Annotated in this window: 19 protein-coding genes; 6 read left to right on the top strand and 13 right to left on the bottom strand. The window is 67.3% G+C overall.

The features are described from left to right. Positions 1-27 precede the first annotated feature (27 nt). Positions 28-1,338 carry an ammonium transporter gene (locus L1892_RS10615; protein ID WP_235723600.1) on the bottom strand — a complete coding sequence of 437 codons (1,311 nt, stop codon included), beginning with the start codon at positions 1,336-1,338 and terminating at the stop codon, positions 28-30. Between the two features lie 169 nt (positions 1,339-1,507). Here L1892_RS10615 and L1892_RS10610 point away from each other — a divergent pair, with 169 nt between their 5' ends. The 3 genes from L1892_RS10610 (at position 1,508) to L1892_RS10600 (ending at position 5,971) form a co-directional block, all read left to right on the top strand. Beyond that, positions 1,508-3,151, top strand: a complete 1,644-nt coding sequence (locus tag L1892_RS10610; protein ID WP_235723553.1) for a sigma-54-dependent Fis family transcriptional regulator — start codon at positions 1,508-1,510, stop codon at positions 3,149-3,151. A gap of 172 nt (positions 3,152-3,323) precedes the next feature. After that, positions 3,324-4,820, top strand: a complete 1,497-nt coding sequence (locus L1892_RS10605; protein ID WP_235723552.1) for an aldehyde dehydrogenase family protein — start codon at positions 3,324-3,326, stop codon at positions 4,818-4,820. A 38-nt stretch (positions 4,821-4,858) separates the two neighbouring features. Further along, positions 4,859-5,971, top strand: a complete 1,113-nt coding sequence (locus L1892_RS10600; protein WP_235723551.1) for an NDMA-dependent alcohol dehydrogenase — start codon at positions 4,859-4,861, stop codon at positions 5,969-5,971. Between the two features lie 154 nt (positions 5,972-6,125). Here L1892_RS10600 and sigC read toward each other — a convergent pair whose 3' ends face one another. Then, positions 6,126-6,680 (bottom strand): RNA polymerase sigma factor SigC, encoded by a 555-nt coding sequence (gene sigC, locus L1892_RS10595; RefSeq protein ID WP_235723550.1) that lies wholly within the window; start codon positions 6,678-6,680, stop codon positions 6,126-6,128. A gap of 173 nt (positions 6,681-6,853) precedes the next feature. Between sigC and L1892_RS10590 the strand changes: the two genes are divergently transcribed. Next, complete coding sequence (locus L1892_RS10590; RefSeq protein WP_235723599.1) at positions 6,854-9,172, top strand: heavy metal translocating P-type ATPase; 2,319 nt, start codon at positions 6,854-6,856, stop codon at positions 9,170-9,172. Beyond that, positions 9,169-9,591, top strand: a complete 423-nt coding sequence (locus L1892_RS10585) for a hypothetical protein (protein WP_235723549.1) — start codon at positions 9,169-9,171, stop codon at positions 9,589-9,591. The genes L1892_RS10590 and L1892_RS10585 overlap by 4 nt, the downstream gene beginning before the upstream one ends. A 40-nt stretch (positions 9,592-9,631) precedes the next feature. Here L1892_RS10585 and L1892_RS10580 read toward each other — a convergent pair whose 3' ends face one another. After that, a complete protein-coding gene (locus L1892_RS10580; RefSeq protein WP_235723548.1) occupies positions 9,632-11,623 on the bottom strand; it encodes a cytochrome c oxidase assembly protein in 1,992 nt (663 codons plus the stop codon). Positions 11,624-11,931: 308 nt separating this feature from the next. Between L1892_RS10580 and L1892_RS10575 the strand changes: the two genes are divergently transcribed. Next, positions 11,932-12,597, top strand: coding sequence for a DUF5134 domain-containing protein (locus L1892_RS10575; RefSeq protein ID WP_235723547.1), 666 nt, complete (start codon positions 11,932-11,934; stop codon positions 12,595-12,597). Between the two features lie 17 nt (positions 12,598-12,614). Here L1892_RS10575 and L1892_RS10570 read toward each other — a convergent pair whose 3' ends face one another. From L1892_RS10570 to L1892_RS10525, 10 genes are all read right to left on the bottom strand, one after another. Continuing rightward, positions 12,615-13,295, bottom strand: a complete 681-nt coding sequence (locus tag L1892_RS10570; protein WP_235723546.1) for a zf-HC2 domain-containing protein — start codon at positions 13,293-13,295, stop codon at positions 12,615-12,617. A gap of 63 nt (positions 13,296-13,358) precedes the next feature. Next, positions 13,359-14,405, bottom strand: a complete 1,047-nt coding sequence (locus L1892_RS10565) for a YdcF family protein (protein WP_235723545.1) — start codon at positions 14,403-14,405, stop codon at positions 13,359-13,361. A gap of 133 nt (positions 14,406-14,538) precedes the next feature. After that, positions 14,539-16,530, bottom strand: a complete 1,992-nt coding sequence (locus L1892_RS10560) for an HNH endonuclease signature motif containing protein (RefSeq protein ID WP_235723544.1) — start codon at positions 16,528-16,530, stop codon at positions 14,539-14,541. Between the two features lie 853 nt (positions 16,531-17,383). Next, complete coding sequence (locus L1892_RS10555) at positions 17,384-18,016, bottom strand: TetR family transcriptional regulator (RefSeq protein ID WP_235723543.1); 633 nt, start codon at positions 18,014-18,016, stop codon at positions 17,384-17,386. After that, entirely contained in the window at positions 18,013-18,822 is an 810-nt protein-coding gene (locus L1892_RS10550) for an enoyl-CoA hydratase family protein (RefSeq protein ID WP_235723542.1), read from the bottom strand. Before L1892_RS10550 ends, L1892_RS10555 begins: the two co-directional genes overlap by 4 nt. A gap of 41 nt (positions 18,823-18,863) precedes the next feature. Beyond that, on the bottom strand, positions 18,864-20,051 hold the full coding sequence (locus L1892_RS10545) for an acyl-CoA dehydrogenase family protein (protein WP_235723541.1): 1,188 nt from the start codon (positions 20,049-20,051) through the stop codon (positions 18,864-18,866). Then, positions 20,048-22,081 carry an acetyl/propionyl/methylcrotonyl-CoA carboxylase subunit alpha gene (locus tag L1892_RS10540; protein ID WP_235723540.1) on the bottom strand — a complete coding sequence of 678 codons (2,034 nt, stop codon included), beginning with the start codon at positions 22,079-22,081 and terminating at the stop codon, positions 20,048-20,050. The genes L1892_RS10545 and L1892_RS10540 overlap by 4 nt, the downstream gene beginning before the upstream one ends. Before the next feature lie 7 nt (positions 22,082-22,088). Next, positions 22,089-23,687, bottom strand: coding sequence for an acyl-CoA carboxylase subunit beta (locus tag L1892_RS10535; protein ID WP_235723539.1), 1,599 nt, complete (start codon positions 23,685-23,687; stop codon positions 22,089-22,091). Continuing rightward, the gene (locus tag L1892_RS10530; RefSeq protein ID WP_235723538.1) at positions 23,684-24,844 is read right to left on the bottom strand and encodes an acyl-CoA dehydrogenase family protein; all 1,161 of its coding nucleotides are present in this window, start codon (positions 24,842-24,844) and stop codon (positions 23,684-23,686) included. The genes L1892_RS10535 and L1892_RS10530 overlap by 4 nt, the downstream gene beginning before the upstream one ends. Beyond that, a complete protein-coding gene (locus tag L1892_RS10525; RefSeq protein ID WP_235723537.1) occupies positions 24,841-26,595 on the bottom strand; it encodes an acyclic terpene utilization AtuA family protein in 1,755 nt (584 codons plus the stop codon). Before L1892_RS10525 ends, L1892_RS10530 begins: the two co-directional genes overlap by 4 nt. Position 26,596: the final 1 nt, after the last annotated feature.

The raw sequence follows: 26,596 nt of genomic DNA, 5'->3' as shown, positions 1-26,596 counted from the left end.
CACGGTAGCGGGGCCGGTTTCACCACCTCACGTGCCGACGTCGACGCGTCCGCCACGCGGTGTGTGGAAGTCGTAGGCCGATTCGGCATGCTGGGCGTCGTCGATGCCGTCGAGTTCATGTTGCGGGTCCGCGCGCAGGCCGAGCGTGTATTTCAGTGCCAGCCCGATCACCGCGGTCACTGCCAACGCATACGCCAACACCACCACGACGGCGACGGCCTGACGCCAGAGCTGATCGAGGCCGCCACCGTAGAGGAGTCCGTCGACGCCGGCCGGTGTCGACGAACTGGCGACCAGCCCCACCATCAGCATCCCGACCACGCCGCTGACGAAGTGCACACCGACCACGTCGAGCGAGTCGTCGTAGCCCCAGCGGAATTTCAGCTCGATCGCGTAGGAGGCGACCGCCCCGGCCACCGCGCCCACCGCGAGCGCACCGATCGGGGTGACCGACGAACACGACGGCGTGATGGCCACCAGTCCGGCGACGACGCCGGAGGCGGCGCCGAACGACGTGGGCCGACCGTGGCGGACCCGTTCGACGATCAGCCACGCCACCATCGACGTCGCGCCGGCCCCGAGGGTGTTGGCGGTGATCAGCGCGGCCGAGCCGTTGGCCGCCAGCGTCGATCCCGCGTTGAAGCCAAACCACCCGAACCAGAGCAGTCCGGCGCCGAGCATGACGAACGGCAGATTGTGCGGGCGCATCGGATCCCGTGGCCAGCCCGCACGCCGCCCCAGCAGCAGTGCGATCACCAGCGCCGATGCGCCCGAGTTGATCTCGACGACGGTTCCGCCGGCGAAGTCGATCGCATGCAGATGGGTGGCGATCCAGCCGCCGCGCTCGGCGGTCAGGCCCGGGGCGCTGAACACCCAGTGCGCGACCGGGACATAGACGAGCAGGCACCACAATCCGGCGAAGATCAGCCAGGACGTGAACTTCATCCGATCGGCGACCGCGCCGGCGACGAGCGCGACGGTGACCATCGCGAAGCCGGCCTGGAAGGCCACGAACAGTACGGCCGGGATAGTCCCCACCAGCGGCATACCAGCGCTGTCGGCGCCACCGGAACCGAAATGGCCGAAGAGGTCTCGTAGGCCGGCGAAGGTGATCGGGTTGCCGATCACGCCACCGTGGTCCGGCCCGAAGGCCATCGAGTAGCCCACCGCCACCCACACGATCCACACGATGGGCACCGCCGAGAAGCACATCATCATCATGTTGAGCACGCTCTTGGAACGCACCATGCCGCCGTAGAACAGACCGAGGGCCGGAGTCATCAACAAAACGAGCGCAAAGGCCGCCAACAGCCAGGCGGTGTCGGCCGCGTCGGGCATGCCGGTGGCGGGGAACGTGTTCACGGCGAACACCATACGGTTCGGGATGCGGGTCCTGACCAGCACGTTCGCGCTGTGCCCGATTCGTCCGATCACCACGCCTCGGGGTCAACCGAGGACCGGCCGACAACGGCGGCGGCTTTCCTCCGCGCGCCATCTGTGCCATTTTGTGACTATCGACACACTGCAGAAGCGCCCCGACGGAACCCCGGTACGAGCTGTCATCGACCACTCGTGGCGGCGCTCCGCGTTGTCGGGTGTGCGCCCTGACGACCCGACGCCAACCGTGCTGGTGGACACCGCGAGCGCCGATCCGCTGCTGGACGCGGCACGGCCGGTCCTCGACGACGCGGCCGCGCGTCTGGCCGACACCAACATGTCGCTGCTGTTGGTCGATCACGAGTGCCGCATGGTCTCGCGAGTCGCGTTCGGCAGTGCCATCGAACGCACGCTCGACGACCTCGGCGCCGCACCCGGGATGCCGTTCGGGGAGGAGATCGTCGGCACCACCGCGCTGGGCACTCCCGCCGAGATCCGCGGTGGGATCGCGGTCAACAGCAGTGAGCACTATCTCGAACGGTTCAAGTCGATCAGTTGCTTCGGTCAGCCGATCGTCCATCCGGCCACCCGACGACTGGCCGGCATCATCTGCATGTCGGAGACGGCCGAGCACATCAACCCTCTGGCCGTGCCTTTCATCAACGGCATCGTCGCCGACATCGCCGACCGCCTGCTGGACCGTTCGCGCGCCCACCAGCGTCGGGTTCTCGATGCGTTCCAGCGCGCCGCGCCCCGACGCGACATCGCGGTCGCCGCGATCGGCGACGACCTGCAACTGACCAACGCGCCGGCCGCCGAGCTGCTCTCACCCGCCGACATCGGGGCCCTGCGGGTACTCGCCACCGAGCCGACGCTGCGCGCGATGGTGGTGCCGCTGACGCTGGTGTCCGGCGCCGAGGTCGAGGTCGGAGTGGAACCGGTCGCCGGGGTCGGCGGCGCGGCATTGTTCCGGTTCCGCCCGGCCGCGCACACCTCGCCGAGACCCGCTGCGGCGACCCGCACCGCACCGGCGGCCGCGACCACCATCGCGGTCACCGGTGAGCCCGGCACCGGCCGCACCACCGAGGCGCGCGCGCTCGCCGCCGACCACGGGTCCGGACCGACCCTGACGGTCGACGTCGCCGAGGATCTGATCTGCGGCCGCGACCCCGACATCGTCGATTCGATCGCGCGGGCCCGATCCGGACGGGTACCGCTCATCGTCGACGGCGTGGACCTGCTCGACGATCGTTCGATCACGCTGCTCACCAAGGCGGCGGCGTCGTGGTCGGGGTGCCCGCTCATCGTGGTGAGCGCCCCGCGCGAGCACGTCACCGCCGGCGTGGCCGCATTGATCGGCAGATGCGGGCGCCGCGTCGATCTGTCTCCGCTCCGGCAGCGCAGTTCTGATCTGGCCGCCACCGCCAGCGCGGTCCTGCAGCGCCTGGCCCCGGGGATGCGACTGTCCGGCAACGCAACCGACGCCCTGCTGTGTCAGGACTGGCCCGGCAACATTGCCGAGTTGGATGCGGTGCTGCGTCAGGCCGCGCAGTCGTGTGCGGCCCGGGCGGCGCGCATCGTCGAGCCCGCCGACCTCCCGCCCACCTACCGCACCACCAGTCGGGCCGCGCATCTGTCCGGGCGCGAGCAGGCCGAGCGGGTCGCGATCGTCGACGCGCTCGACCACGCCGGCGGCAACAAGGTGCATGCCGCACGCGAACTCGGGATCAGCCGCACCACGTTGTACGCCCGGATGCGTGCGCTCGGGATCTGAGTCACCCGGAAATTCTCTGGCCGTGCGGCCGCCGGGACCGGATTAGGCGCGGTGTTCAACGTACTGTTCAGTTTCTGGACAGCGCACTCCCGGCCGATGGTGGCAGAAATGAAGCAGGTCACAACTATGACCCAGATCACTTGAGATCTAGCCACCTGACCAGGAGGTTTTCATGACCGCCGTCGCCACCGACCTGCACGCGCGGGTCCGCGACTTCATCACCACCGACCGTCCGATGTTGATCGGCGGTGAGTGGGTGTCGGCCGCTTCGGGCCGCACCTTCGAGACGATCGACCCGGCCACCGCACGCCCGATCACCTCGGTCGCCCACGGCGAGGCCGTCGACATCGACCGCGCGGTGCGGGCCGCGCGACAGGCCTTCGACGACGGCCCGTGGTCGCGGATGAAGCCCAACGAGCGCGAGCGGCTGCTGTGGCGGGTAGGCGACCTGCTGACCGAGCGCGCCGCCGAGTTCGGACAACTCGAGGCACTCGACAACGGCAAGGCCGCCACCATCGCGACCGCGGTGGACATGAACTGGTCGGCCGACATCTTCCGGTACAACGCCGGATTGGCCACCAAGATCACCGGCTCCACCGTCGACGTCTCGATGCCGTTCGTGCCCGGCGGCGAGTTCCACGCCTACACCCTGCGCGAGCCGGTCGGCGTGTGCGGGCTCATCGTGCCGTGGAACTTCCCGCTGCTGATGGCCGCGTTCAAGCTCGCCCCCGCCCTCGCCGCGGGCAACACGGTGATCCTCAAGCCGGCTGAACAGACTCCGCTGACGGCATTGCTGCTCGGCGAGATCTTCCAGGAAGCCGGGTTCCCGCCCGGTGTGGTCAACATCGTCACCGGCTTCGGTGATGCCGGTGCGGCCCTGGCCGCCCACGACGACGTCGACAAGATCGCGTTCACCGGTTCCACCGAGGTCGGCAAGAAGATCGTCGAGGCGGCCAAGGGCAATCTGAAGAAGGTGTCGCTGGAGCTCGGCGGCAAGAGCCCGAACATCGTGTTCGCCGACGCCGATTTCGACAAGGCGGTCGCCGGATCGGTGGCGGCATGGATGTTCAACCACGGCCAGTGCTGTGTGGCCGGCACCCGGCTGTTCGTCGAACGCCCCATCTTCGACGACTTCACCGCCGCGGTCGCCGAAGCGGCGTCGCAGGCAAAGATCGGACCGGGCCTGGATCCCGCCACCGAACTCGGCCCGTTGGTCAGCCAGGAACAGTTCGACCGGGTCTCGGGCTATCTGTCCGCCGGCCTCGCCGACGGCGCGCGCGCATTGACCGGTGGAAAGCGTTGGGGCGATGAGGGATTCTTCATCGAACCGACCGTATTCGTCGACGTCGAGCCGCACTTCTCGATCGTGTCCGAGGAGATCTTCGGCCCGGTCGTGGCGGCTTTGCCCTTCGACGCCGACACCGGTGTGGCCGCGGCCGCCAACGACTCGATCTACGGTCTGGCCGCCGGTATCTGGACCACAGATCTGTCCAAGGCACACAAGACCGCACGCGCGATCAAGGCCGGTTCGGTGTGGGTCAACCAATACAACGGATTCGACACCGCAATGCCGTTCGGGGGCTACAAACAAAGTGGGTGGGGTCGCGAACTCGGTTCGTCCGCGATCGACCTCTACACGCAGACCAAAGCGGTCAACGTCGCACTCTGATCACCTTCCCTCACCCTTTCGCAAAGGAGCGAACGATCATGAAAACCAAAGCCGCCATCCTCACCGGCGTCGGAAAGCCCTTCGAGCTCACCGAACTCACCCTCGATCCGCCCCGCGACGGCGAGGTGCTGATCAAGTACACCGCCGCCGGCCTGTGCCATTCCGATCTGCACCTGACCGACGGCGACCTGCCGCCGCGCTTCCCCATCGTCGGCGGCCACGAGGGTGCCGGGATCATCGAGGAGATCGGTCCCGGCGTCACCAAGGTCAAACCGGGCGACCACGTGGTGTGCAGCTTCATCCCGAACTGCGGCACCTGCCGATACTGTTCCACCGGTCGACAGTCGTTGTGTGACATGGGGGCCACGATCCTCGAGGGCTCGATGCCCGACGGGTCGTTCCGCTTCCATGACGGTGACACCGACTTCGGTGCGATGTGCATGTTGGGCACCTTCTCCGAGCGGGCCACCATCAGCCAGCACTCGGTGGTCAAGGTCGACGACTGGCTGCCGCTGGACAAGGCAGTGCTGGTGGGTTGCGGTGTGCCGACCGGCTGGGGTTCGGCCGTCTACACCGGCAATGTCCGCGCCGGCGACATCGTGGTGATCTACGGCATCGGCGGTATCGGCATCAACTCGGTGCAGGGCGCTGTGCACGCCGGGGCGAAGGCGGTGATCGTGGTCGACCCGATCGCCTTCAAACGCGACACGGCGATCAAGTTCGGCGCCACCCACGCGTTCGCCAGTGCCGCCGAGGCGCAGGAGACCATCACCGAGATCAGCTGGGGTCAGGGCGCCGACTGCGCCATCGTCACCGTCGGCACCGTCGACGAAGACGTGGTGTCGGCGGCCATCGGCGGCGTCGGCAAGGGTGGTTCGGTGATCCTCACCGGCTTGTCGAGCCCGGAGAAGTTCACCGTGCACTGGCCGGGCATCGACCTGACGCTGAACGAGAAGTCCATCAAGGGCAGTCTGTTCGGGTCGGCCAACCCGCAGTACGACATCGTTCGGTTACTGCGTCTCTACGACGCCGGCCAGCTCAAGCTCGACGAACTGGTCACCACCACCTACACCCTCGACCAGGTCAACGAGGGTTATCAGGATCTGCGCGACGGCAAGAACATTCGCGGCGTGATCATCCACGACAGCTGACCCGCCGCACCGACCCCGGCCCGGACGCGATGACCCGTGCGCGTCCGGGCCGGACCATTACTGCCACCACCGCACCCCACACCGCCGGTCGAGTAGTCGTCGAGCCGCCAGACGAGACAACGTATTACAGACCGGTCGCCCGCACCCCGATCGATCAACCGATCCGCCGCTCCCCCGCCTCGTAGGCGCTGATCAGGTCGTCGCGCGCTCGCGCCACCCGGGAGCGGATGGTGCCGATCGGGCAACCGCAGATGGTCGCCGTGTCGGCGTATCCGATGCCCAGGATCTGCGTGAGCACGAACGCCTCCCGGCGCCGCGGGTCGAGCGATTCGATCAGCATCTCCAGTTCGACGCGGTCGTCGTGGCGTGCACCGTGCGCGCCGGTCTCTGCCATCGCATCCGGTTCCGACAGCTCCAACCGGGGGCGGGCCGCGCACCGACGGAAGTGGTCGGCCACCGTCCGTCGCGCGATGGCCAAAAGCCACGTCCGGCCCGACGACCCGGCGCGGAACCGGGGCAACGACCCGATCGCGCGCAGGAAGGTGTCCTGGGTGAGGTCGTCGGCCAGGCGACGGTCGGCCAGATACCCCACGAAGCGCCACACGTCGTCGCGCGTAGCCTTGACGAAGGCCTCCAGTGCGGGTCGATCGCCGCGGGCTGCCGCGATCGCGAGCCGAGTCACTTCCTCGTCGTCGGGCCTCGTCGTCACCCGGTCACGGTAGCCGATGGCGCTGCCGCGACCGTCGGGCGCAACAAACTTGACCGATGTCGGCAGGCCGGGAACTCCGCGGCCCGCAGCGACGACTACTCATCTGGAGACTGTCGGCGACAGCTGCCGGCAAGCGGTGAATGTTGGGAGGCAGGGTGACGCAGGTCGCAACGGTGAACGAGACCGCCCCGAAGAAGGCGGGGACCGACGAGGCCGGGTCCGGCTCACGCCGGATCGAGCTCGAGGTTTCGGGGATGACGTGCGGGGCATGTGCCGCACGCGTCGAACGCAAACTCAACAAGGTCGACGGTGTGCGTGCGTCGGTGAACTACGCCACTCGCGTCGCGACCGTCGACGCCCCGATCGCCTACGACGACGCCGACTTGTGCGCCGTCGTCGACAAGGCCGGTTACTCCGCGCAGCGTCGGTCCACCGGCCCGGCCGATCCGGACGACGATCCAGACCTACACGCCGCGAACTCGCTGTTCCGGCGGATGGTCATCGCGTTGGTGCTGTTCATCCCGCTGGCCGACCTGTCGATCATGTTCGCCACCGTCCCGGCCACCCGGATCACCGGCTGGCAGTGGATTTTGACGGCCTTGGCCGCACCCGTCGTCACCTACTGCGCCTGGCCGTTCTACCGCGTCGCCGCCAAGAACCTGAAGGTCGGCGCGCTGTCGATGGAGACGCTGATCAGCATCGGCATCATCGCGGCAACCGCGTGGTCGCTGATCTCGATGTTCGCCGTCACCGCCGACACCGCCGACGTCGGCGTGTGGGAAGCCATCATCGGCAGTGACTCCATTTACCTGGAGGTGGCCGCCGGGGTCACGGTGTTCGTGCTGGCCGGGCGCTACTTCGAGGCCAGGGCCCGGTCGCGGGCCGGCGGCGCGCTACGTGCGCTGGCCGCGCTCGGCGCCAAGGATGTCGCCGTGCTGTTGGCCGACGGCGCGGAGATGCGCATCCCGGTCGGCGAGCTGAAGGAAGGCCAGCGGTTCGTGGTGCGTCCCGGCGAGACCATCGCCGCCGACGGCCTGGTGGCCTCCGGAGAGTCCGCGATCGACATGAGCGCCATGACTGGCGAATCGCAACCGGTCGACGTCGCCGACGGCGACGCCGTCACCAGCGGTACCACCGCGCTGAACGGTCGACTGGTGGTGGAGGCCGCACGGGTCGGCGATGACACCGCCTTCGCCGCGATGCTCCGGTTGGTAGAGCAGGCGCAGAGCGCGAAGGCCGACATCCAGCGTCTCGCCGACCGCATCGCCGGGGTGTTCGTGCCGATCGTCATCGTCATCGCCGTGGTGACCGTAGTGGCCTGGCTCATCGCCACCGGCGACGTCGACCGGGCGGTGGGTGCCGGGCTGGCGGTACTCGTGATCGCCTGCCCGTGCGCGTTGGGACTGGCGACGCCGACCGCGCTGATGGTCGCGTCGGGTCGCGGGGCGCAGCTGGGCATCTTCCTCAAGGGTCATCAGGCGTTGGACGCTTCCCGTGAGGTCGACACCGTCGTCTTCGACAAGACCGGCACCCTCACCAACGGCGCCCTGGACATCGTGTCGGTGGCGGTGACCGCCGGTCACTCGCACGACAACGTGGTGGGTGCGGCCGCAACACTGGAGGCCGCCTCCGAACATGCGGTGGCAAAGGCGATCGCCGCTGCTGCCGACCCGGACGCAGGAGACGTCACCGACTTCGTCGCCGAGCCGGGCCGAGGTGTGCGCGGCGTGGTCGGTGGCCGCCACGTGCAGGTCGGTTCGCCGCGCTGGGTGGCGCGGGGCGCCACGGTTCCCACTGATCTCGCCCGTGCGCGCCGCGACGCCGAGTCGGCCGGACAGACCGTGGTCTACGTCGCGATGGACGACGCGGTGTGCGGTGCGATCGCGGTCGCCGACACGGTGAAACCGAGTGCCGCCGAGACGGTGCGCGAACTGCGTCGGCTCGGCATGCGCACCTTGCTGGTGACCGGCGACAACGCCGCCGCCGCGCAGAAGGTCGCCGACGAGGTGGGCATCGACGAGGTCCTCGCCGAGGTGCTGCCCGACGAGAAGGTGGCGCGTATCGAGCGACTGCGGGAGGAGGGCCGGGTGGTGGCGATGGTGGGTGACGGCATCAATGATGCTCCCGCTCTGGTGACTGCCGACCTCGGCCTGGCAATCGGCCGCGGCACCGACGTGGCGATCGCGGCCGCCGACATCATCCTGGTACGCCACGACTTGCGGAGCGTGGTCGAGGCACTCGGCTTGGCGCGCGCGACCCGCCAGACCATCCGCACCAACATGGTATGGGCGTTCGGCTACAACGTCGCGGCCATCCCGATCGCGGCGGCGGGGTTGCTCAATCCGTTGATCGCGGGTGCGGCGATGGCGTTCTCGTCGTTCTTCGTGGTGTCCAACAGCCTGCGGCTGCGCCGTTTCGCGGCCGGCCACGAATGGACCGGCAACGAGCACGCAAGCACCGAGCCCGCAAGCACCGAGGCGGTGTCGTCATGAACGCCTCGACGCGCGCACGGGCGCTGCTGCTGATGTCGGCCGCCGTCACGCTGCTCACGGTGAGCGGCTGCGCCGACGACGTCACCGAACCCACCCGACCGACCGGGTCCGCGGTCGACAACACGATCGATCCGATGTCATTGGACCGGGTGCTCGACGGGGTCGCCGCTCAGGATCTGCCGGTGACCAACCGCCACGACGTCACCGGCGACGTGTGTCCGGATGCGGGATGTACATCGGCGGTGGCCGCCGACGAGCTGACCGTTATGCACTTTTCCACCACCGGGCGCGCCGAGATCTACCGTGGTGCGCATCCGGAGTCGTTTCAGGTACTCGATGTCGTGGTGACCTTCCCCGACACGTCGTCGGCGGAACAACGCGACCGGTACAGCGATGCCGTGCAGGTCGCCCTACGCTGAGCCGTCGGGCCGGCGCGTCATGCGATGTCGGCCGGTGGGTTCACTGCCGGTTGCGGGACAGTTCCGTGAGCATCCGGTTGTAGGCGGTGAGTTCGTCGTCGTCGTAGGTGTCGGCGTGGCGATCGCGACGTTTGGCGATCCGCCGGTCCTGGGTGGCCCACTGGTGGACCAGGGCGATCACCACCAGCAATGCTGGCACCTCGCTGGCACCCCAGGCGATGGCGCCACCCACGAACTGGTCGCGGAACAGGTCGGCCAGCCAGGGCAGACCCAGATATGTGTAGAACGTGCCACCGATCAGGGTGTCCATCGTCATGGTCGCGATGCCGAAGAAGGCGTGGAACGGCATGATCGCGAACAGCAGCCCGAGCCGACCGAGGAATGGCAGGCGTTTGGGGCCGGGGTCGATGCCGATGATGATCCAGTAGAAGAGGTAGCCGGTGATGAGGAAATGCACACTCATCAGGTCGTGACCCCAGTGGTAGCGGGCCAGCGTGTCGAACAGCGAGGTGAAATACACCCCGTACAGCGAGATCACGAAGATCAGCAGCGCCACGATGGGGTTGGTGAGGATCTGAGTGAACCGCGAGTGCACCAGCCAGACGATCCATTCGCGAGGTCCGGGAAGACCGCCGCGGGCGGTCGGCAGTGCGCGCAGGGCAAGGGTGACGGGGGCGCCGAGCACCAGCAGTACCGGGATGAACATGTTGAGCGCCATGTGTTCGGCCATGTGCACGCTGAACATCGCCATTCCGTAGGTTCGCACTCCCGATGAGGTGACCACCACGAGCGAGACACAGCCCAGCACCCACGACAGGGTGCGGCCCCACGGCCATTCGATGCCGCGTCGACGCAGCTGGCGTACGCCGATCAGGTACAGCACGGCCAGCACGATCGCGCCGACACCGAGGAACAGATCGAGTCGCCACAGGAAGGCCAGTCGCGCCACCGACGGCGGATCTGGCAATTCGTAGCCGAGGAACACATCCCATGCCGTGAACTCGTGCTCCAGCAACGCCGGAGCCGTACGAGTGGCCGTCCCGGCGAGCGCCACCTGCAGCACCGTAGCCGCGAGGACCCCGCCGCGCAGCATCGTCATCGCACCCACGGGCAGGTCGTCGCAGCGCCGCGCCAGGATCAGCAGGCGCAGGTCGAGCGCGAGGCCGACGATCGCTGCGGCCCCTGCGATGAGCGCCCACCAGCCGTAGGCCGACGCCGCGAGCTGCCCGAGCGGGACCAGGAATCCGATCAGGATCAGTCCGTAGATGACGGTGATCACATCGGCAATCGCCAGTGTCCATCCGAGGCGCCGGCCGGTCGGTGCCCGGTCGGGCTCGGGGGTGTCCCGGTCGAGGGTGAGCGATGCCGCGACCCGCACACCGGTGAGGACCGTGACCGCGGTGGCGAAGACGATGACCGCGGTGGTGGTGTAGTCATGATCCGGTCCCTGTCCGGCGTTGCCGGCGACCGGCAAGGCGACGGCCGCGATGAAACCGGGGATGAGCAGCAGTGCGTGCGTGGTCCACGACAGACTGATGCGGGTGGCCACCGCGATCGCCAAGGCGCAGCAGGCGCTGACGATCCAGCCCACGGCCTGCTCGGAGGTGGTGATGATCGACCATGCGCCCGAGGTGGACACCAGGGTGCCGATCGAGACACCCGACCGGTCGGCGGCGGTGATCACCACCATGACGGCGGCGCCGACGAACCACAGGGGCGCGACCCGCTCGACGATGCGGTGCGCGCGAAATGTCTCCACCCCGATCATCCGGTCGGCATCGGGGCGGGCGCAGATGGTGACGTAGACCAGCGCGCCGATCGACACCGCCGCCGCCATGGCGACGACGAAGAATCCGACCGGCGCGGCGATCGCGGTGAACCACCCCGGGAAGCTGTCACCGGTTTCGCGGAATCGCGTGGTGCCGGAGACGAGCGCATAGACGACAAGTGCGACGACTCCGACACCGATACCCGCCCAGGCCATCGGTGCGGAGGTTGCAATCCGAGGACGGGCTGCGGCGGTGTCGATCATGAGGTCCTGAGCGTGTGTCGGGGACTGCTCCGCCGAGGAGCAGATCGTTCACCGGCCACTCTACGACCGCGTGTCGTCGAGACGAAAAACGCGATGCGGCTCACACCAGCGGGTGAGTGACGGCGGGAACCCGGGACGCCGCCCGCGCGACTACTCGGTTACCGGCCATCCACCCATCGACGTCCCTGTCGATCATGAACGGAGTTCTTCGACGTGTCCATCTGCTCGTCCTGCGCGGAGTTCCACCGCGACCCACCGCGCCCCCCACGATCCTGTTATGTCCTGTGGATGGGATCGGCGGTGATCGGGTGATCGCCGACCTGACGGTGCGGTGGATCGTCACCCTCCTGATGGCGGCAGCGATCTCCGAATACGTCCTGTCCCTCGTCACTCATCGGCTCCGCTGGCCCGGGGTCATCGGCCACCTGCTGCACATCGTGATGGCGGCGGCGATGATCGCGATGGCGTGGCCGTTCGGAATGGATCTGCCGACGACCGGGCCGATGGTGTTCTTCCTCGGGGCCGGCATGTGGTTTGTGGTCGCAGCGATCGTCTTCGCGGACACGACCGCCGAGCGGGCGGCCCATGGCTATCACGCGGTGATGATGGCGGCGATGGCGTGGATGTATGCGGTCATGCACGGCGATCTGCTGCCCGGCTCGGCGTCGAATGTGGACACCGACGCCCACATGATGTCCGGTCATGACATGACGGGGATGGACATGGCGGGCACCACCCATGGTTCGGACGTGCACAGCAACGCCGCGAATCCCGGGTACGTCACGATGTTGAACTGGATGCTGGCGATCGGTTTCCTGATCGCCGCGATCGGGTGGCTCTACCTGTACTTCAGTCGGCGCAGACCGGTGGGTGCACCCGAGCAGCGCGCGTCGGCACTGCTCACCCACAGTGGCGAGCTCTCGCAGGTGTTCATGGCCGCCGGCATGTCGATCATGTTCTTCGCCATGGCCTGACGTCACGCCTGCACCGGTCAGGCGCGTGGACCGGGCCGGCCCGACGACCAGCGATCGAGGTCGAACCGTTCCGACTGTGCTCCGGAGGGGTCGCCCCTGCTACCCCAGACGGCGAACCCGAGTCCGATGACGACCGGGAGATGCGACAGCACGCGGCTGACGGTGACGGCGCCGGCGAGCGCGTCGTGGATGACGTAGCCGATCAGCACCACTGTGAACACGCTGAGCACCACGAGTAGCCCGGGTAGTGCCCGCTGCCACCAGGCGGCGACGATCATGCACACGCCCAACGCCAGCGCCCAGGCGGTGGTCTCGTTGACCAGGTGCGTCGACGCGTCGGGCGCGCCGTGGGTCATGCCGAAGTCGATTCCGGTCATCTGCAGCATCGCGATGACGATCTGGGCAGCACCCGTGAGGGTCAATCCGATCCGGATCGCATTGCTCCGCAATCCCCGCTGCACTCGGGCCGCCCGGGTGACCGGCGGTGTGCCGGCGCTGTCAAGGAGCGTCGGTGGGGTCTGCGGGGGCTCGTCGAGCTCGAGGCCCGCCATAGCGTCGGAGTGTCGGGTGGCGGCCACAAGCCAGCTGCGGCAGCCGGGGCACTGCGCGACGTGCTCGTCGACACGTTCCGACGGAACGCCTTCGTACTCCCCGTCGAGACGTGCAGACAATGCCTCGCGGGCCACTTCACACCGCACGCCACCATGATGGTCCATGCCGCTCGCGTCTCCCCTCGCCCCCTCTGATTCAGGTTCAGCGCTCTAGAGCACCCGAACGAGGCCGGCCACCCATGGCACCGAGAGCACTGCGAGCACCGCGACGTTGAGCCAGAGATGATCGCGCAGGATCGCCACGAACTCTCGGACCTGCGCGTTCGGGACGAAGTAGGCCGCGGTGTGGGCGCCCGTGCTGAATCCATCGATCCCGGCGGAGCGCATGAGCGTTGCGGCCCGGAAAGCGTGGTAGTCGCTGGTGACCACGGCTGCCCGGCCCGTGATGCCGCTCTCGTCGAGCAATTGTTTCGTGTAGGCGAGATTCTCGGCGGTGTCGGTGGAGGCGTCCTCGATGCGGATGCGCCGATCGTCGACACCGTGTTCGACGAGATAGCGCGACATTGCCGACGCCTCGGATTCCGTCTCGTCATCACCGCGTCCACCCGAGCACACCAGGATCGGGTCGCGGCGTGCGCGGATCGCGTTGTCCAGCAGTTCATGTCCACGGTCGAGACGGTTGGCGAGCAGCGGGTTGACCCGGTTACCGCCGAGCAGACCCGCGCCCAGCACGATGATCGCGTCGACCGGTTCGGTACGAGCTTTTCGGCGGCCGTGTTGCGCGTAGAGCAGTGACCAACCGAGGAAGGCGACGCACACGAATCCGAGGTAACCCGCAGGCAGGCCCACCGCCAGTAAGACGAGCAGAATACTGTTGGAGGCCGCCGAGTCGAACCAACCGATCACCACGCCGATCGACACCGCGATCGCGTAGCCGAACAACAAGATCCCGAGCAGCGTCGACAGCAACGTCGCCGGCCGCGCACCTTCTTTTCGGGCCAGGTCGAACCCGTTGACGATCAGGTAGATACCCAGGGCGATGATGGCGAGCAGGCCGCAGGCACACATCGCCAGCAACACCCAGGCCTCGGTGACTTCGTTTCCGGTCGCCGTCAAGGCCAGGAACACAGTGATCATCACGAGCAAGGCACCCGCGGCGGTCAAGTAGATTCCCGGCTTCAGACGACGGGGATCTCGCCAGGCACTCAGCACCCCGCTCAGCACGAGCAGGGCCAGCAGCGCAGCGACCAGTAACATGCCCCAATCCTGACAGGCGGGCGCTCGCGGCGACGTCAGGTGCGCATCGGCGCCCAGCGCCGTGCAGCTGGAGAGCACCTCGAGGGGCGACTGATTCGCTTCCGCCGATCCGGATGCAGTGACAACGCAGCGGTCAGCGCGGGTAGGTGACGATGATCTGTCCGGTGCGCGCGTTGCGCCAGGTGATGGTGCGGTCGGTGTGCATGGTCGGTATCCACGGCCCGTCGTGTTTGCGGTCGTGGTCGGGTCGGCATAGGGGTGCGAGGTTGAAGGCCACGGTCCAGCCGCCGGCCAAAGGGTCGGCATGGCAGAACTTGAGCAGGTGGTCAAGTTCGCATTCCTCGGATGGTCGGCCGCAGTAGGGGTAGCGGCAACGTCGGTCGAGTTGAATGATCTCCGCGCGTAGGGCGGCTGACGGTTTATAGGTCAGCGCTCCCGGTGGTGGGGTGGCGAACCCGCCGTGGCCTGTCGGGTCGATCGGTGGGGCCGGTGTGCGGTTGCCGAAGATGATCAGTCCGCTGGCGGTACGGGTTCCACTCGGGCGGGCGGTGATGGTGGTGGCGTGTGGTGCGATCCGAGCGGCGTGGGCGGGGTCGATGGCGCCGTAGCCCATCAGGCGGGTCGGGTCGAGACCGGTCGGGTCGTGGAGCAGGGTCAGGCCGGGGACGATGAGGTCGGAATCGGAATTGGTGTCCGGGTCGGTATCGGTGTCCTCGGTGTGTTCTGCGTCCGCGGTGAGTTCGACCTCTGCGGCCATGGCGTGTGCGGCGGGTGGTGCGGTGATGAAGTCTCGTCGGGTTTCCGGGGAGGGCGTGACATCCTCAACCTCGTCATCAGCGTCATCGATTCGGGAGTCGGCTTGTCCACTCTCACCATTGTTGTCGGTGTCCGAGTCGATGCCTCTGTCGGTGCCGCTGTCGTCAATGTCGGCGAGGGTGATCGGCTGTTCCTCGGCCGCATCCGGCCCACCGGTCGCGGGTTCGACGGCGGTCTGGCCGGGTGTGCTGGTGTCGACTGATGACTCGCGGACACCGCCGGTGACCGGACTCGGGGTGGTGGCGGGTGCTGGGTTGCTGGTGCGGGTCTGGCGGGCGGGGCAGGTGTCGTCGCCGCAGTGGCAGCGTAGTTTTGCGCCGGGGGCTTTGATGATTTCGGCGAACGCGGCCACGCGTTGGGCTTTGATGCTGCGCCCATCACGGCGACACACCCGTCGTCCGATGAGGGCGCTGATGCGGTCGCGCAGGTGCACGCCGTGTTCGGCGGGGATGCAGGCATCGACGGTCATGTGCCCGAACGCTTCGTTACCGATCGTCACATCCCCAAACAGGTCGGCGATGTCGTCGTGGGCCTCGACAGCCCGATCCGGATCAAGACTGATGATGATGGCGTCGAGATCATCTCGCAGGGCGGTGTCGGTGGTGGGTCGGCTGGCCAGATCGAGCACCACATCATCGAAATCCCACGGCTCATCCTCGTCGGCATCGTCGGCGGCGGGATCGTCGGTGGCGGCAGGGTCGGTCTCGGACGCAGCATCACCAGCCTCGCTCGCGCCCTCACCATCGGTGCCGGTATCGTCGGTGCCGGGATCGTCGGTGCCGGGATCGAGGTCGGCTGCGGGGTCGTCGAGGTCGAGGGTGAGTTCCTCGTCGACATTGTCGGTGTCGGTATCGGTTTCGTCGGTGGTGTCAGCGTTGTCGGCGAGTTCGCCGAGTCGTGCTCGCAGGTCGCCGGTGGGGCCGGTGGCGGCGCCGCGGATGGCCACACCCAGCCGGTGGGGCCTCAGGTCGCCGGCGCGGAAGGCATCACGGATCTTGGGGTGTTCGTCGAGCAGTTCGTCGAGACCGACCCATTCCCCGGCTTGACGTCGAGAAATACCCAACTGCAGCGAGATTTCGCCTTTCGCGGCTTTGTCGGCGGCGTTGCGGACTCGGTTCGGAACGAAATCGTTGTATCCGGCGAGACGCTCGTTGTAGGTGGATTGCCCGATCTGACGGGCGATCTGCATCGCCAGGGCTTGGGCTTGATTACTCAACCGCAACAGGTCGCGACCATGCTGCGCCAATTCGTCGAGACTGCTGGAGGCCAGCAGAGCGTCGTCGGCAGCACGGTCGGTGAAGGTGAACACGAAACGCTCCTTTCCGGCGAAGACGGTCTCTGAGGTCGGGATGGTTTGGTGGGGAACCGAACTGCTATCAGACTATCGGGCGGGTCTGACAACTTTGGTGCGCTACGGGTGGGGTGTGGATGGACTCGATCGGCGAGGTGTTGGGTTCAGGATAGCGGTGGGGTGTGACAACTTTTCGTGCGTGAGAGTGGTTGCGTGGGTGGACCCTTCGTGACGCGGCCTCGCAAGCTCGGACGCTACTCAGGGATCAAGGGTGCGCCGTCTTTCTCGGTTCTCTGAAGGGTGGGAGTCGTTAGCGTGGAGTCGGACTGGTATCAGACTATCGGTCAGGTCTGACAATTTTGGGGTGCTGCGGGGTGGGATGTGGATGGACTTGTTCGGTGAGCTGTTGGGTTCAGGATATCGGCGGGGTCCGACAACTTTTGGTGCGTGAGTGTCGTTGCGTGGGTGGACCCTTCGTAACGCGGCCTCGCAAGCTCGGATGCACCTCAGGGATCGTGGGTGAGCTATGGATTTCCCCTCTGCGGCGGGAAACGTTGGCGGGGAGCCGGACTGATATCAGACTAGCGGCCAGGTCTGACAACTTTGGTGCGCTGCGGGAGGGGTCTGGATGGACTTGATCGGCGAGGTGTTGAGTTCGGGATAGCGGCGGGGTCCGACAACATTTCGTGCGTGAGTGTCGTTGCGTGGGTGGACCCTTCGTGACGCGGCCTCGCAAGCTCGGACGCTCCTCAGGGACCAGGTGACACGGCCTCGCAAGCTCGGACGCTCTTCAGGGCACAGGGACGCGGGGGACCCGGGGACGGCCTCGCAAGCTCGGTCGCCCTCAGCGAGCAGGGGACGCTTCAATCCCTCAGCGGGACCGCACCTGAATCACCGCTGTGACCATTTCGGTCCATGTCGCGACCACCTGGGCGCGACGGCGCGAATCGTCGGACAAGGTGTCGGCCAGGCCGAGACCGCGGGCGAGGTCGAGGGTGACCTGCGCAATTCGATGTGAATCGGGGTAGCGGTTGTCGGGATCGATCGCCGCCACGGTCATCTGGTGAGCGGCGCGGGCGAACTTCGCCTCCATCGGCAGGATGAGCTGACGCAACGCCGGATCGGAAGCAGCGGCCGCCCACACCTGCAGCGCCGCTTTGAATTCGGTTCCTGTATAGATGGCGACCGCTCGGTCGACCGCGGCGGCCACGCGGTCCTCCTCGTCGTCGGGCAGGGATGCGAGAACCCCGGAAGCGGTCGAGGTCATTTCCTCAAATACCTGCTCCAGGACCGCAGTGATCAGCGCCTCGCGAGTGGGGAAATGATGCTGCGCCGCACCGCGCGACACCCCGGCGCGCTCGGCGACCGCCGCAACCGTGGCCGCCGCCCACCCGTCATGGGCGAGAGCGTCCATCGTCGACTGCACCAGCCGTTCACGGGTCAGTCGCGACCGCTCCTGCCGGGGTTCGCGCGGCACCGGCGCGCGGGCACCGCTGGTCGTCATCGCTGATCCGCGGTGAGGTCCCACGGCGGGCGTCGTTTGGACAGTAATGCGGTCATCCCAGCCCGAGCCTCCTCGGATCCGAAGAGCTCCGCCGACTCCACGGCCCTCGCATCGGCTTCGGTCTCGAACCGCGCCAGCACCTCTGCGGTCGTCAGCGCCTTCGACGCCGCGAGCCCCTGCGGGGATGATCGCCGGAGGTTCGCGAGCACCGCGTCCATGCCGGACCCGAGGTCGTCGATGGTGGCGAAGGCTTCGGTCACCAGCCCGATACGGACCGACTCCTCGGGCCCGAAGGTCTCACCGGACAGAAAGAACCGCCCGGCGGCGCGCGCGGTGAGCTTCGGCAGCAGAACCAGCGAGATCACCGACGGCGCCAACCCGAGCCGCGCCTCGGTGAGCGCGAAGGTGCACGACGGTCCGGCCAGCACCATGTCGGCGGCGCCGATCAGACCGAGTCCCCCGGCCCGCACATGACCGTCGATACGGGCGATGACCGGTTTCGGCATTGTCAGGATCGCACGCATCAAATCGATCATCGATCGAGTACCGTGTGCCGACGCGTCCTCCACCGACATACCGGACTTCAGCGCCGCGCTGAGATCGGCGCCGGCACAGAATGTTCTACCGGTGTGGGTGAGAACCACGGCCCGCACGCCCGGATCGTCGGCAGCCGACTGCAACGCAGTCGACAACTGGTCGACGAGCACCGCGCCGAGCGCGTTGCGGTTCGCCGGCGAATCCAGCTCGAGCGTCGCAATCCCCTCGACGATCCTCGTATGGACGACCTCTGGGGTTCCGTCGATCATGTCAGCTTCCTGTTCTGCCATTACGCACCGTGCCGTCGCGCTCAGTACGACTTCGGCAACCCGAGGCTCGTCTGCGCGACGAAGTTCAGGATCATCTCACGACTGACCGGAGCGATGCGAGCGATCCGGGCGAGACTCAACAGCGGCGCCAGACCGTACTCGGTGGTCAGTCCGTTACCGCCCATCGAATGCACGGCATGGTCGACGATCTTCACGCACGCCTCGGCCGCGGCATACTTGGCCATGTTGGCGGGTTCGGCTGCCCCCCAGTCGTCACCCGCGTCGTACAAAGTCGCGGCCTTCTGCATCATCAGCTTGGCCATCTCGATCTGCACCTTGCCTTCCGCCAGCGGATGGGCGATCGCCTGGTGCGCACCGATGGGCGTCTTCCACACGGTGCGGTCGTTCACGTACGCGACGGCTTTGTCCAGCGCGAACCGACCCATACCCACCGCTGACGCTGCCGCCATGATGCGCTCCGGATTCAACCCAGCGAACAGCTGGCTCAACGCAGCGTCCTCCGACCCGACCAGCGCGTCGGCCGGCAGCCGTACGTCGTCGAGGAAGAGCTGGAACTGCTTCTCCGGGTTCTGCAGTTCCATGTCGATCATCGTGTACTCGAAGTTCGGCGCATCGGTCGGCACGATGAACAACGCCGGCTTGAGCTTGCCGGTCTTCGCGTCCTCGGTGCGCGCCACGATCAGCACCGCATCGGCCTGATCGACACCGGAGATGTAGACCTTGCGTCCGGTCAGCAACCACTCGTCGCCGTCGCGCCGAGCGGTTGTGGTGATCTGATGCGAGTTCGACCCGGCATCGGGTTCGGTGATGCCGAACGCCATGGTGATGGTGCCGTCGGCCAGTCCCGGAATCCACCGGTCCTTCTGCTCGTCGGTGCCGAAACGGGCGATGATGTTGCCGCAGATGGCCGGCGACACCACCAGCATCAGCAGTCCGGCACCGGCAGCCGCGATCTCCTCCATCACGATGGACAGCTCGTACATGCCAGCGCCCCCACCGCCGTACTCCTCGGGGAGATTGACGCCGATGAAGCCGAGTTTGCCTGCTTCCAGCCACATCTCGTCGGTCTTACGACCTTCCCGCGCGCACTCCCGGAAGTACTCTTGGCCGTACTTCGCGGCGAACGCCGCCACCGACGCGCGCAACGCAGCGCGTTCCGGGGTCTCCACGAACGGGTTGGGCGCGGTGTCGTTGAGCGTCTCGGTCATCCGACCTTCTCCTTCTGTTCTGCTGCTACGTCTGTCCGGTCGTTCTCGTCGTCGGTGATCACCGCGAGCACGTCACCCACCGACAGCTGCCTGCCCGGCTCCACCGACAGCGAGGTGACCACCCCGTCGGCGGGCGCCGCGATGGTGTGTTCCATCTTCATCGCCTCCAGCCACAACAGCGGCTGTCCCGCGCTCACCCGATCACCCTCCGCGACGGCCACCCGGATCACCGCGCCCGGCATAGGCGCCAGCAGCGAACCGGGCCGCGCGATCGCGGACGGATCGACGAACCGAGGAACCCGCCGCAACGTCACCGACATTCCGGGCCGGTCGACAAAGAGCAGATCGTCGTAGCCCGACACCGTCCACTCCCGGCGCACCCCGTCGACCTCCAACGTCACCGACCCGGGAGCCACCGCGATCACCGTCGTGTCGGGCAGGTCTGGCAGTGTCACGCCGGTACGCCCGTGTCGATACCGCACGTCGATCTCGCCGCCACTGCGCACATCGGTGAACCGTCGCACCCGCGGCCCCGACGCGAGATTGCGCCAGCCGGAGGGCAATCCACGCTGCACCACGGCATCGCGGCGCGCCGCCGCCGAATCCGCCAGAGCCGCGACGGTCGCGGCGACACAGATGTCGCCTTCGGAGGCCGGCAACGCCGACAACACGTCGAGTCCGATCTCGTCGATGAATCCCGTGTCGGTGTCACCGGCGAGGAACTGCTCGGAGCGCAGGGTGTTGACGAGCATGTCCCGATTGGTGATCGGTCCGTGAATGGTGGCGTCGGCCAGTGCGCGCGCCAGCATCGCTGCCGCACGCCGACGATTCGGTGCCCAAGCGATCACCTTGGCGAGCATGGGGTCGTAGAACGTGGAGACCTCACTGCCGTCGACGATGCCCGCATCGACCCGAATGCCCGGGCGGCTCAACGGGCCGAACTCGGTGTCCGCGTCGATCCGGATGGCGTGCACGGTGTCCGACTGTGGTTGCCAGTCCGCGGCCGGATCCTCGGCATACAGCCGCACCTCGATCGCGTGGCCGGTCGCGACCGGTTCCGCACCGTCGAGACGCTCCCCCATCGCAACCCGTAACTGCCACTCCACCAGGTCGGTTCCGGTGGTCAGCTCGGTCACCGGATGCTCCACCTGTAGCCGGGTGTTGGTCTCCAGAAAGAAGAACCGGCCCGACTCGTCGGCGAGGAACTCGACCGTACCGGCACCCGTGTAGTCGATGGCCGACGCCGCCGACCGCGCGGCGTCGAACAGTCGGGCGCGCAGGTCACCACCGATCCGCTCCACCAACGGTGCCGGGGCTTCCTCCACCACCTTCTGGTGGCGGCGCTGGATGGAACACTCACGCTCGCCGACCGCCCACACGGCACCATGTGTGTCGGCCAGGATCTGGACCTCGATGTGGTGACCGCGCTCGATGTAAGGTTCGCAGAACACGGTCGGGTCACCGAACGCGGACTCTGCTTCCCGCGCGGCGGCCGCGACCGCATCCGCGAGTTCGTCGAGCGTCCGCACGATCCGCATGCCACGACCACCGCCGCCGGCCGACGCCTTGATCAACAGCGGCAAATCGTCGGCGCTCACTGCGGCGGGGTCGAGGTCGCCGAGCACGGGCACCCCGGCGTCGACCATCAACTTCTTGGCGTTGACCTTGGAACCCATCGCCGAGATCGCGGCGGGCGACGGGCCGACCCACGTCAGTCCGGCATCGATCACCTTCTGCGCGAATTCGGTGTTCTCCGAGAGAAAGCCGTATCCGGGGTGGATAGCGTCGGCGCCGGCTGAGCGGGCCGCGGCGATGATCGCCTCACCCTGCAGATACGTCTGGGCCGACGTCGTCCCCGGTAGCCGAACGGCCGCGTCGGCCAGCCGTGTGTGCGGCGCATGTTCGTCCGGGTCGGAGAACACCGCGACGGTGCGCATCCCCATCGCCCGTGCAGTGGTGAACACGCGGCAGGCGATCTCGCCACGATTGGCCACCAGGACCGACGTGATCTGTGGTGCGGAATCTGTCATGTTTTCCTCACATCCGGAAGACGCCGAAGTTGGATGTGCCCTCCACCGGGGCACTGTGGATCGCCGACAGACACAACCCCAGCACCGTCCGGGTGTCGCGCGGGTCGATCACCCCGTCGTCGTAGAGCATCCCGGACAAGAACGCAGGCACCGATTCCGCCTCGATCTGGGCTTCGATCATCTGCCGCATCCCGGCATCGGCAGCCTCGTCGACTGTTCCGCCGCGCGCCTCGGTCGCCGCCCGCGACACGATCGAGATCACACCCGCTAGCTGCGCTGCCCCCATCACCGCGGATTTGGCACTGGGCCAGGCGAACAGGAAACGCGGATCGTAGGCGCGACCGCACATGCCGTAATGCCCCGCACCGTAGCTGGCGCCCATCAGCACCGAGATGTGCGGCACCGTCGAGTTGGAGACGGCATTGATCATCATCGAACCGTGTTTGATGATGCCGCCCTGCTCGTACTCCTTGCCGACCATGTAGCCGGTGGTGTTGTGCAGGAACAACAGCGGCGTGTTGCTGCGGTTGGCGTGCTGGATGAACTGGGTGGCCTTCTGCGCCTCTTGACTGAACAGCACGCCCTGCGCGTTGGCGAGGATGCCGATCGGGTACCCGTGCAGGCGGGCCCACCCCGTGCACAGCGAGCTACCGTATTCGGGTTTGAACTCGTCGAAGTCGCTGTCGTCGACGATGCGGGCGATCACGTCGCGCGGGTTGAACGGGATCTTCAGGTCCGCCGGCACGATGCCGAGTAGTTCGGACGGGTCGTGGTGCGGCTCGACGACCTCGGCCACCGGTCCGGGTCCCTGCTTGCGCCAGTTCAACCGGGACACAATGCGACGGCCGATGCGGATCGCGTCCTGTTCGTCGGCCGCGTAATGGTCGGCGAGCCCGGACTGACGCGCGTGCATCTGTGCGCCGCCGAGGGATTCGTCGTCGCTGTCCTCACCGGTGGCCATCTTGACCAGCGGTGGACCACCGAGGAACACCTTGGACGCATTCTCGATCATCACCACGTGATCGCTCATCCCCGGAACGTATGCACCACCGGCGGTCGAGTTGCCGAAGACCAGCGCGATGGTGGGGATACCCGCTGCGGACAGCCGGGTGAGGTCTCGGAACATCCGACCACCCGGGATGAACACCTCTTTCTGCGTGGGCAGGTCCGCCCCGCCGGATTCGACCAGCGAGATCACCGGCAGTCGGTTGGCCAGCGCGATGTCGTTGCAGCGCAGAATCTTGCGCAGTGTCCACGGGTTGGACGTGCCGCCACGCACGGTGGGGTCGTTGGCGACGATCATGCATTCGACACCTTCGACGACGCCGATGCCGGTGACGACCGAGGCGCCGACCTGGAAGTCGGAACCATATCCGGCCAGCGGGCACAGTTCGAGGAAAGCGGAATCCTCGTCGATCAGCAGCTCGATCCGCTCACGCGGAATCATCTTGCCGCGCTTGCGGTGCCGCTCGACGTACTTCCCACCTCCGCCGGCGAGAGCCTTGTCGAACTCCGCCTGCAGTTCGGTCAGCTTCTGGTTCATCGACTGCTCGGCGGAGCGGAAGTCCTCGGCAGCGGGATCAATGGTGGATCGAAGTGTGGTCACTGCTGATACCCCAATCGTTTTGCGGCGAGGCCGGTGAGGATCTCCGTGGTGCCGCCGCCGATGCCGAGGATGCGCATGTCCCGGTATTGCCGTTCGACCTCGGTGCCGGTCATGTAACCCAGTCCCCCGAACAACTGCACCGCCTTGTTGGCCACCCATTCACCGGTTTGCACCGCGGTGTTCTTGGCGAAGCAGACCTCGGCGATGAGATCGTCGCCAGAGGCGACCTTGCGCTCCACCACGGCCCGGGTGTAGGTCCGGGCCACGTCGATGCGGCGCGCCATCTCGGTGACGGTGTCCTGCACCGATTGCCGGGCGATGAGTGGTTTACCGAACGTCTGCCGGTCCCGGGCCCAGTCCAGAGTGAGGTCCAGGCACCGTTGCGCGCTGGCGTAGGCCTGCACCGCAAGACCCGCCCGCTCCGCGACGAACCCGGCGGCGATCTGCGCGAATCCGGAGTTCTCCGGACCCACCAGATTCGACACCGGGACCCGCGCATCGACGAAGGCCAGTTCCGCGGTGTCGGAGCTGCGCCAGCCCATCTTGTCCAGTCGGCGGGTGACGGTGAACCCCGGCGTGTCCTTCTCGAGCACCAGCAGCGACACGCCGGACGCCCCCGGCCCGCCGGTCCGCACGGCGGTGGTCACGAAGTCAGCGCGCACCGCCGAGGTGATGTAGGTCTTGGCGCCGTTCACCACGAAGTGGTCGCCATCGCGCACCGCGGTGGTCCGCAAATGGCCCACGTCGCTGCCGCCATCGGGTTCGGTGATGGCGAGGCTGCCGATCTTCTCCCCGGCCAACGTGGGTCGCACCCAGCGATCGATCTGGTCGGGATCACCGGCGGCGATCAAGTGGGGCAGAGCGATGCCGTGTGTGAAAAGCGAAGCGAACACGCCAGCCGCCGCCCCGGCGTAGTGGAACTCCTCACCCAGCACCGAGGCATCGACCAGGTCACCGCCGGAGCCTCCCACCTCCTCGTCGATGCCAAGTCCGAACAGGCCGAGCTTCGCGGCCTCACGATGCAGGTCACGCGGCAACAGCCCGTCACGCTCCCAGTCGTCCTGATGCGGCCGAACGTGCCGTTCGACGAATCCGCGGACGGTCGAACGGAGTTCGGCGCGCTCCGGGCTGTCCCAGACCGGACTGGTGATGGTCACCTGTTCTCCTCGCTGTCGGGGGATGCGCTGTCAGTTGGTGCCGCGGTGAAGGCGACGGGGATCGGTACCGGACGCGACCGCAGCCACTCCCCCATCCCCTTGGCCTGCGGATCGAAGCGCACGTTCTCGGCGACGCCGCGTCCGAGGACCCCTTCGATCACGAAGTTGACCGCATGGAGATTGGGCAGCCGGTACCGGTGCACGACGAGGTCGGCGACCTCGGGCAGCAACTCTTTGAGCAGCGCAACGTCGAGGGTGTGGTCGAGCCACTCGAAGTGCGCCGGATCACGCACCCACACACCGATGTTCGCGCTGCCGCCCTTGTCGCCGCTACGCGCGCCCGCCACCGTGCCCAACGGTATCGACGATGTCGGTCCCCAGTCGTGGGCACCGGATGGCGACGGCTCGTCGGGGTCGGCGGGCACCTCGGTGCGCAGCGAGCTCGGATCGATCCGCTCCACCACCCCATTGGGCAGGGCCACCCGATGCTCCACCTCGGCGGCGTCGACGTACCCGGGTTCGAACACCCCGTACGGCGAGCCGTTACCCGGCGGACCGGTCATGGTGAAGCCGGGATAGCTCGCCAGGGCCAACTCCACGGCGGTCGCCGAGAACGCCCGGCCGACTTTCTTCGCATCGGGATCGCGGACCACACAACGCAACAGCGCACTCGCCTGCTCCTCGGTGGTGGCGTCGGGCCGGTCGAGCCGGGACAGTTCCCACGCCATCTCGGCCGGCTGCGTCGGCAGCGCATCGGCGAACTGCGCCATGAACAGTTCGGCCTTGGCCTCGATGTCGAGGCCGGTCAGGATGAGGGTGATTTCGTTGCGCACACCGGCCAGATGGTTGAGCGACACCTTCGTGGTCGCCGGTGGCGCCTCGCCGCGCACACCGCTGATCGACACCCGATCCTCGCCGGCCTGCGTCAGCGTGATGCTGTCGAGTCGGGTGGTCACGTCGGGCCCCAGGTAGCGCGGTCCGGTGACCTCGTAAAGCAGTTGCGCGGTGACCGTTCCGACGGTGACCGCACCGCCGGTGTCGGGGTGTTTGGTGATCACCGACGAGCCGTCCGCGGCGATCTCGGCGATGGGGAATCCGAGATGCCCCATCCGCGGCAACTCGGTGAAGAACGAGTAGTTGCCGCCCGTCGCCTGCGCACCGCACTCGATCACATGGCCGGCCACCACCGCACCGGCCAGTGCATCCAGGTCATCTGGTTCCCAACCGAATTCACTGGCGGCCGGCCCCACGGTCAACGAGGCGTCGGTGACCCGGCCGGTCACCACCACGTCGGCACCGGCGTCGAGAGCCATCTTGATGCCGAACGCGCCCAGGTAGGCGTTGGCGGTCAGCGGCGTGCCGAGGCCGAGCTCGGCAGCACGCTCGGTGAGGTCGTCACCGTCGACGAACGCGATCCCCGCATCGATGCCCACGCTGTCGGCGAGTTCGCGCAACGCCACGGTCAACCCGTGCGGGTTGAGTCCGCCGGCGTTGACGACGATCCGGACGCCCTTGTCGACGGCCAAACCGAGACAGTCTTCCATCTGACGCAGAAAGGTCTTGGCGTAACCGGCTTTCGGGTCCTTCATCCGGTCGCGGCCGAGGATGAGCATGGTCAGTTCGGCGAGGTAGTCGCCGGTCAGGTAGTCCAGCTCGCCGCCGTCGAGCATCTCGCGGACAGCGGCGAAGCGGTCGCCGTAGAAGCCCGACGCGTTGCCGATGCGAATACTGCGCGGTGCGGTGGAGGCCATC

Source organism: Gordonia tangerina (genome assembly GCF_021556435.1).
Taxonomy (GTDB): domain Bacteria; phylum Actinomycetota; class Actinomycetes; order Mycobacteriales; family Mycobacteriaceae; genus Gordonia; species Gordonia tangerina.
The sequence above is the reverse complement of the archived record's forward strand: the minus strand, read 5'-3'. Positions and strand labels throughout refer to the sequence as shown.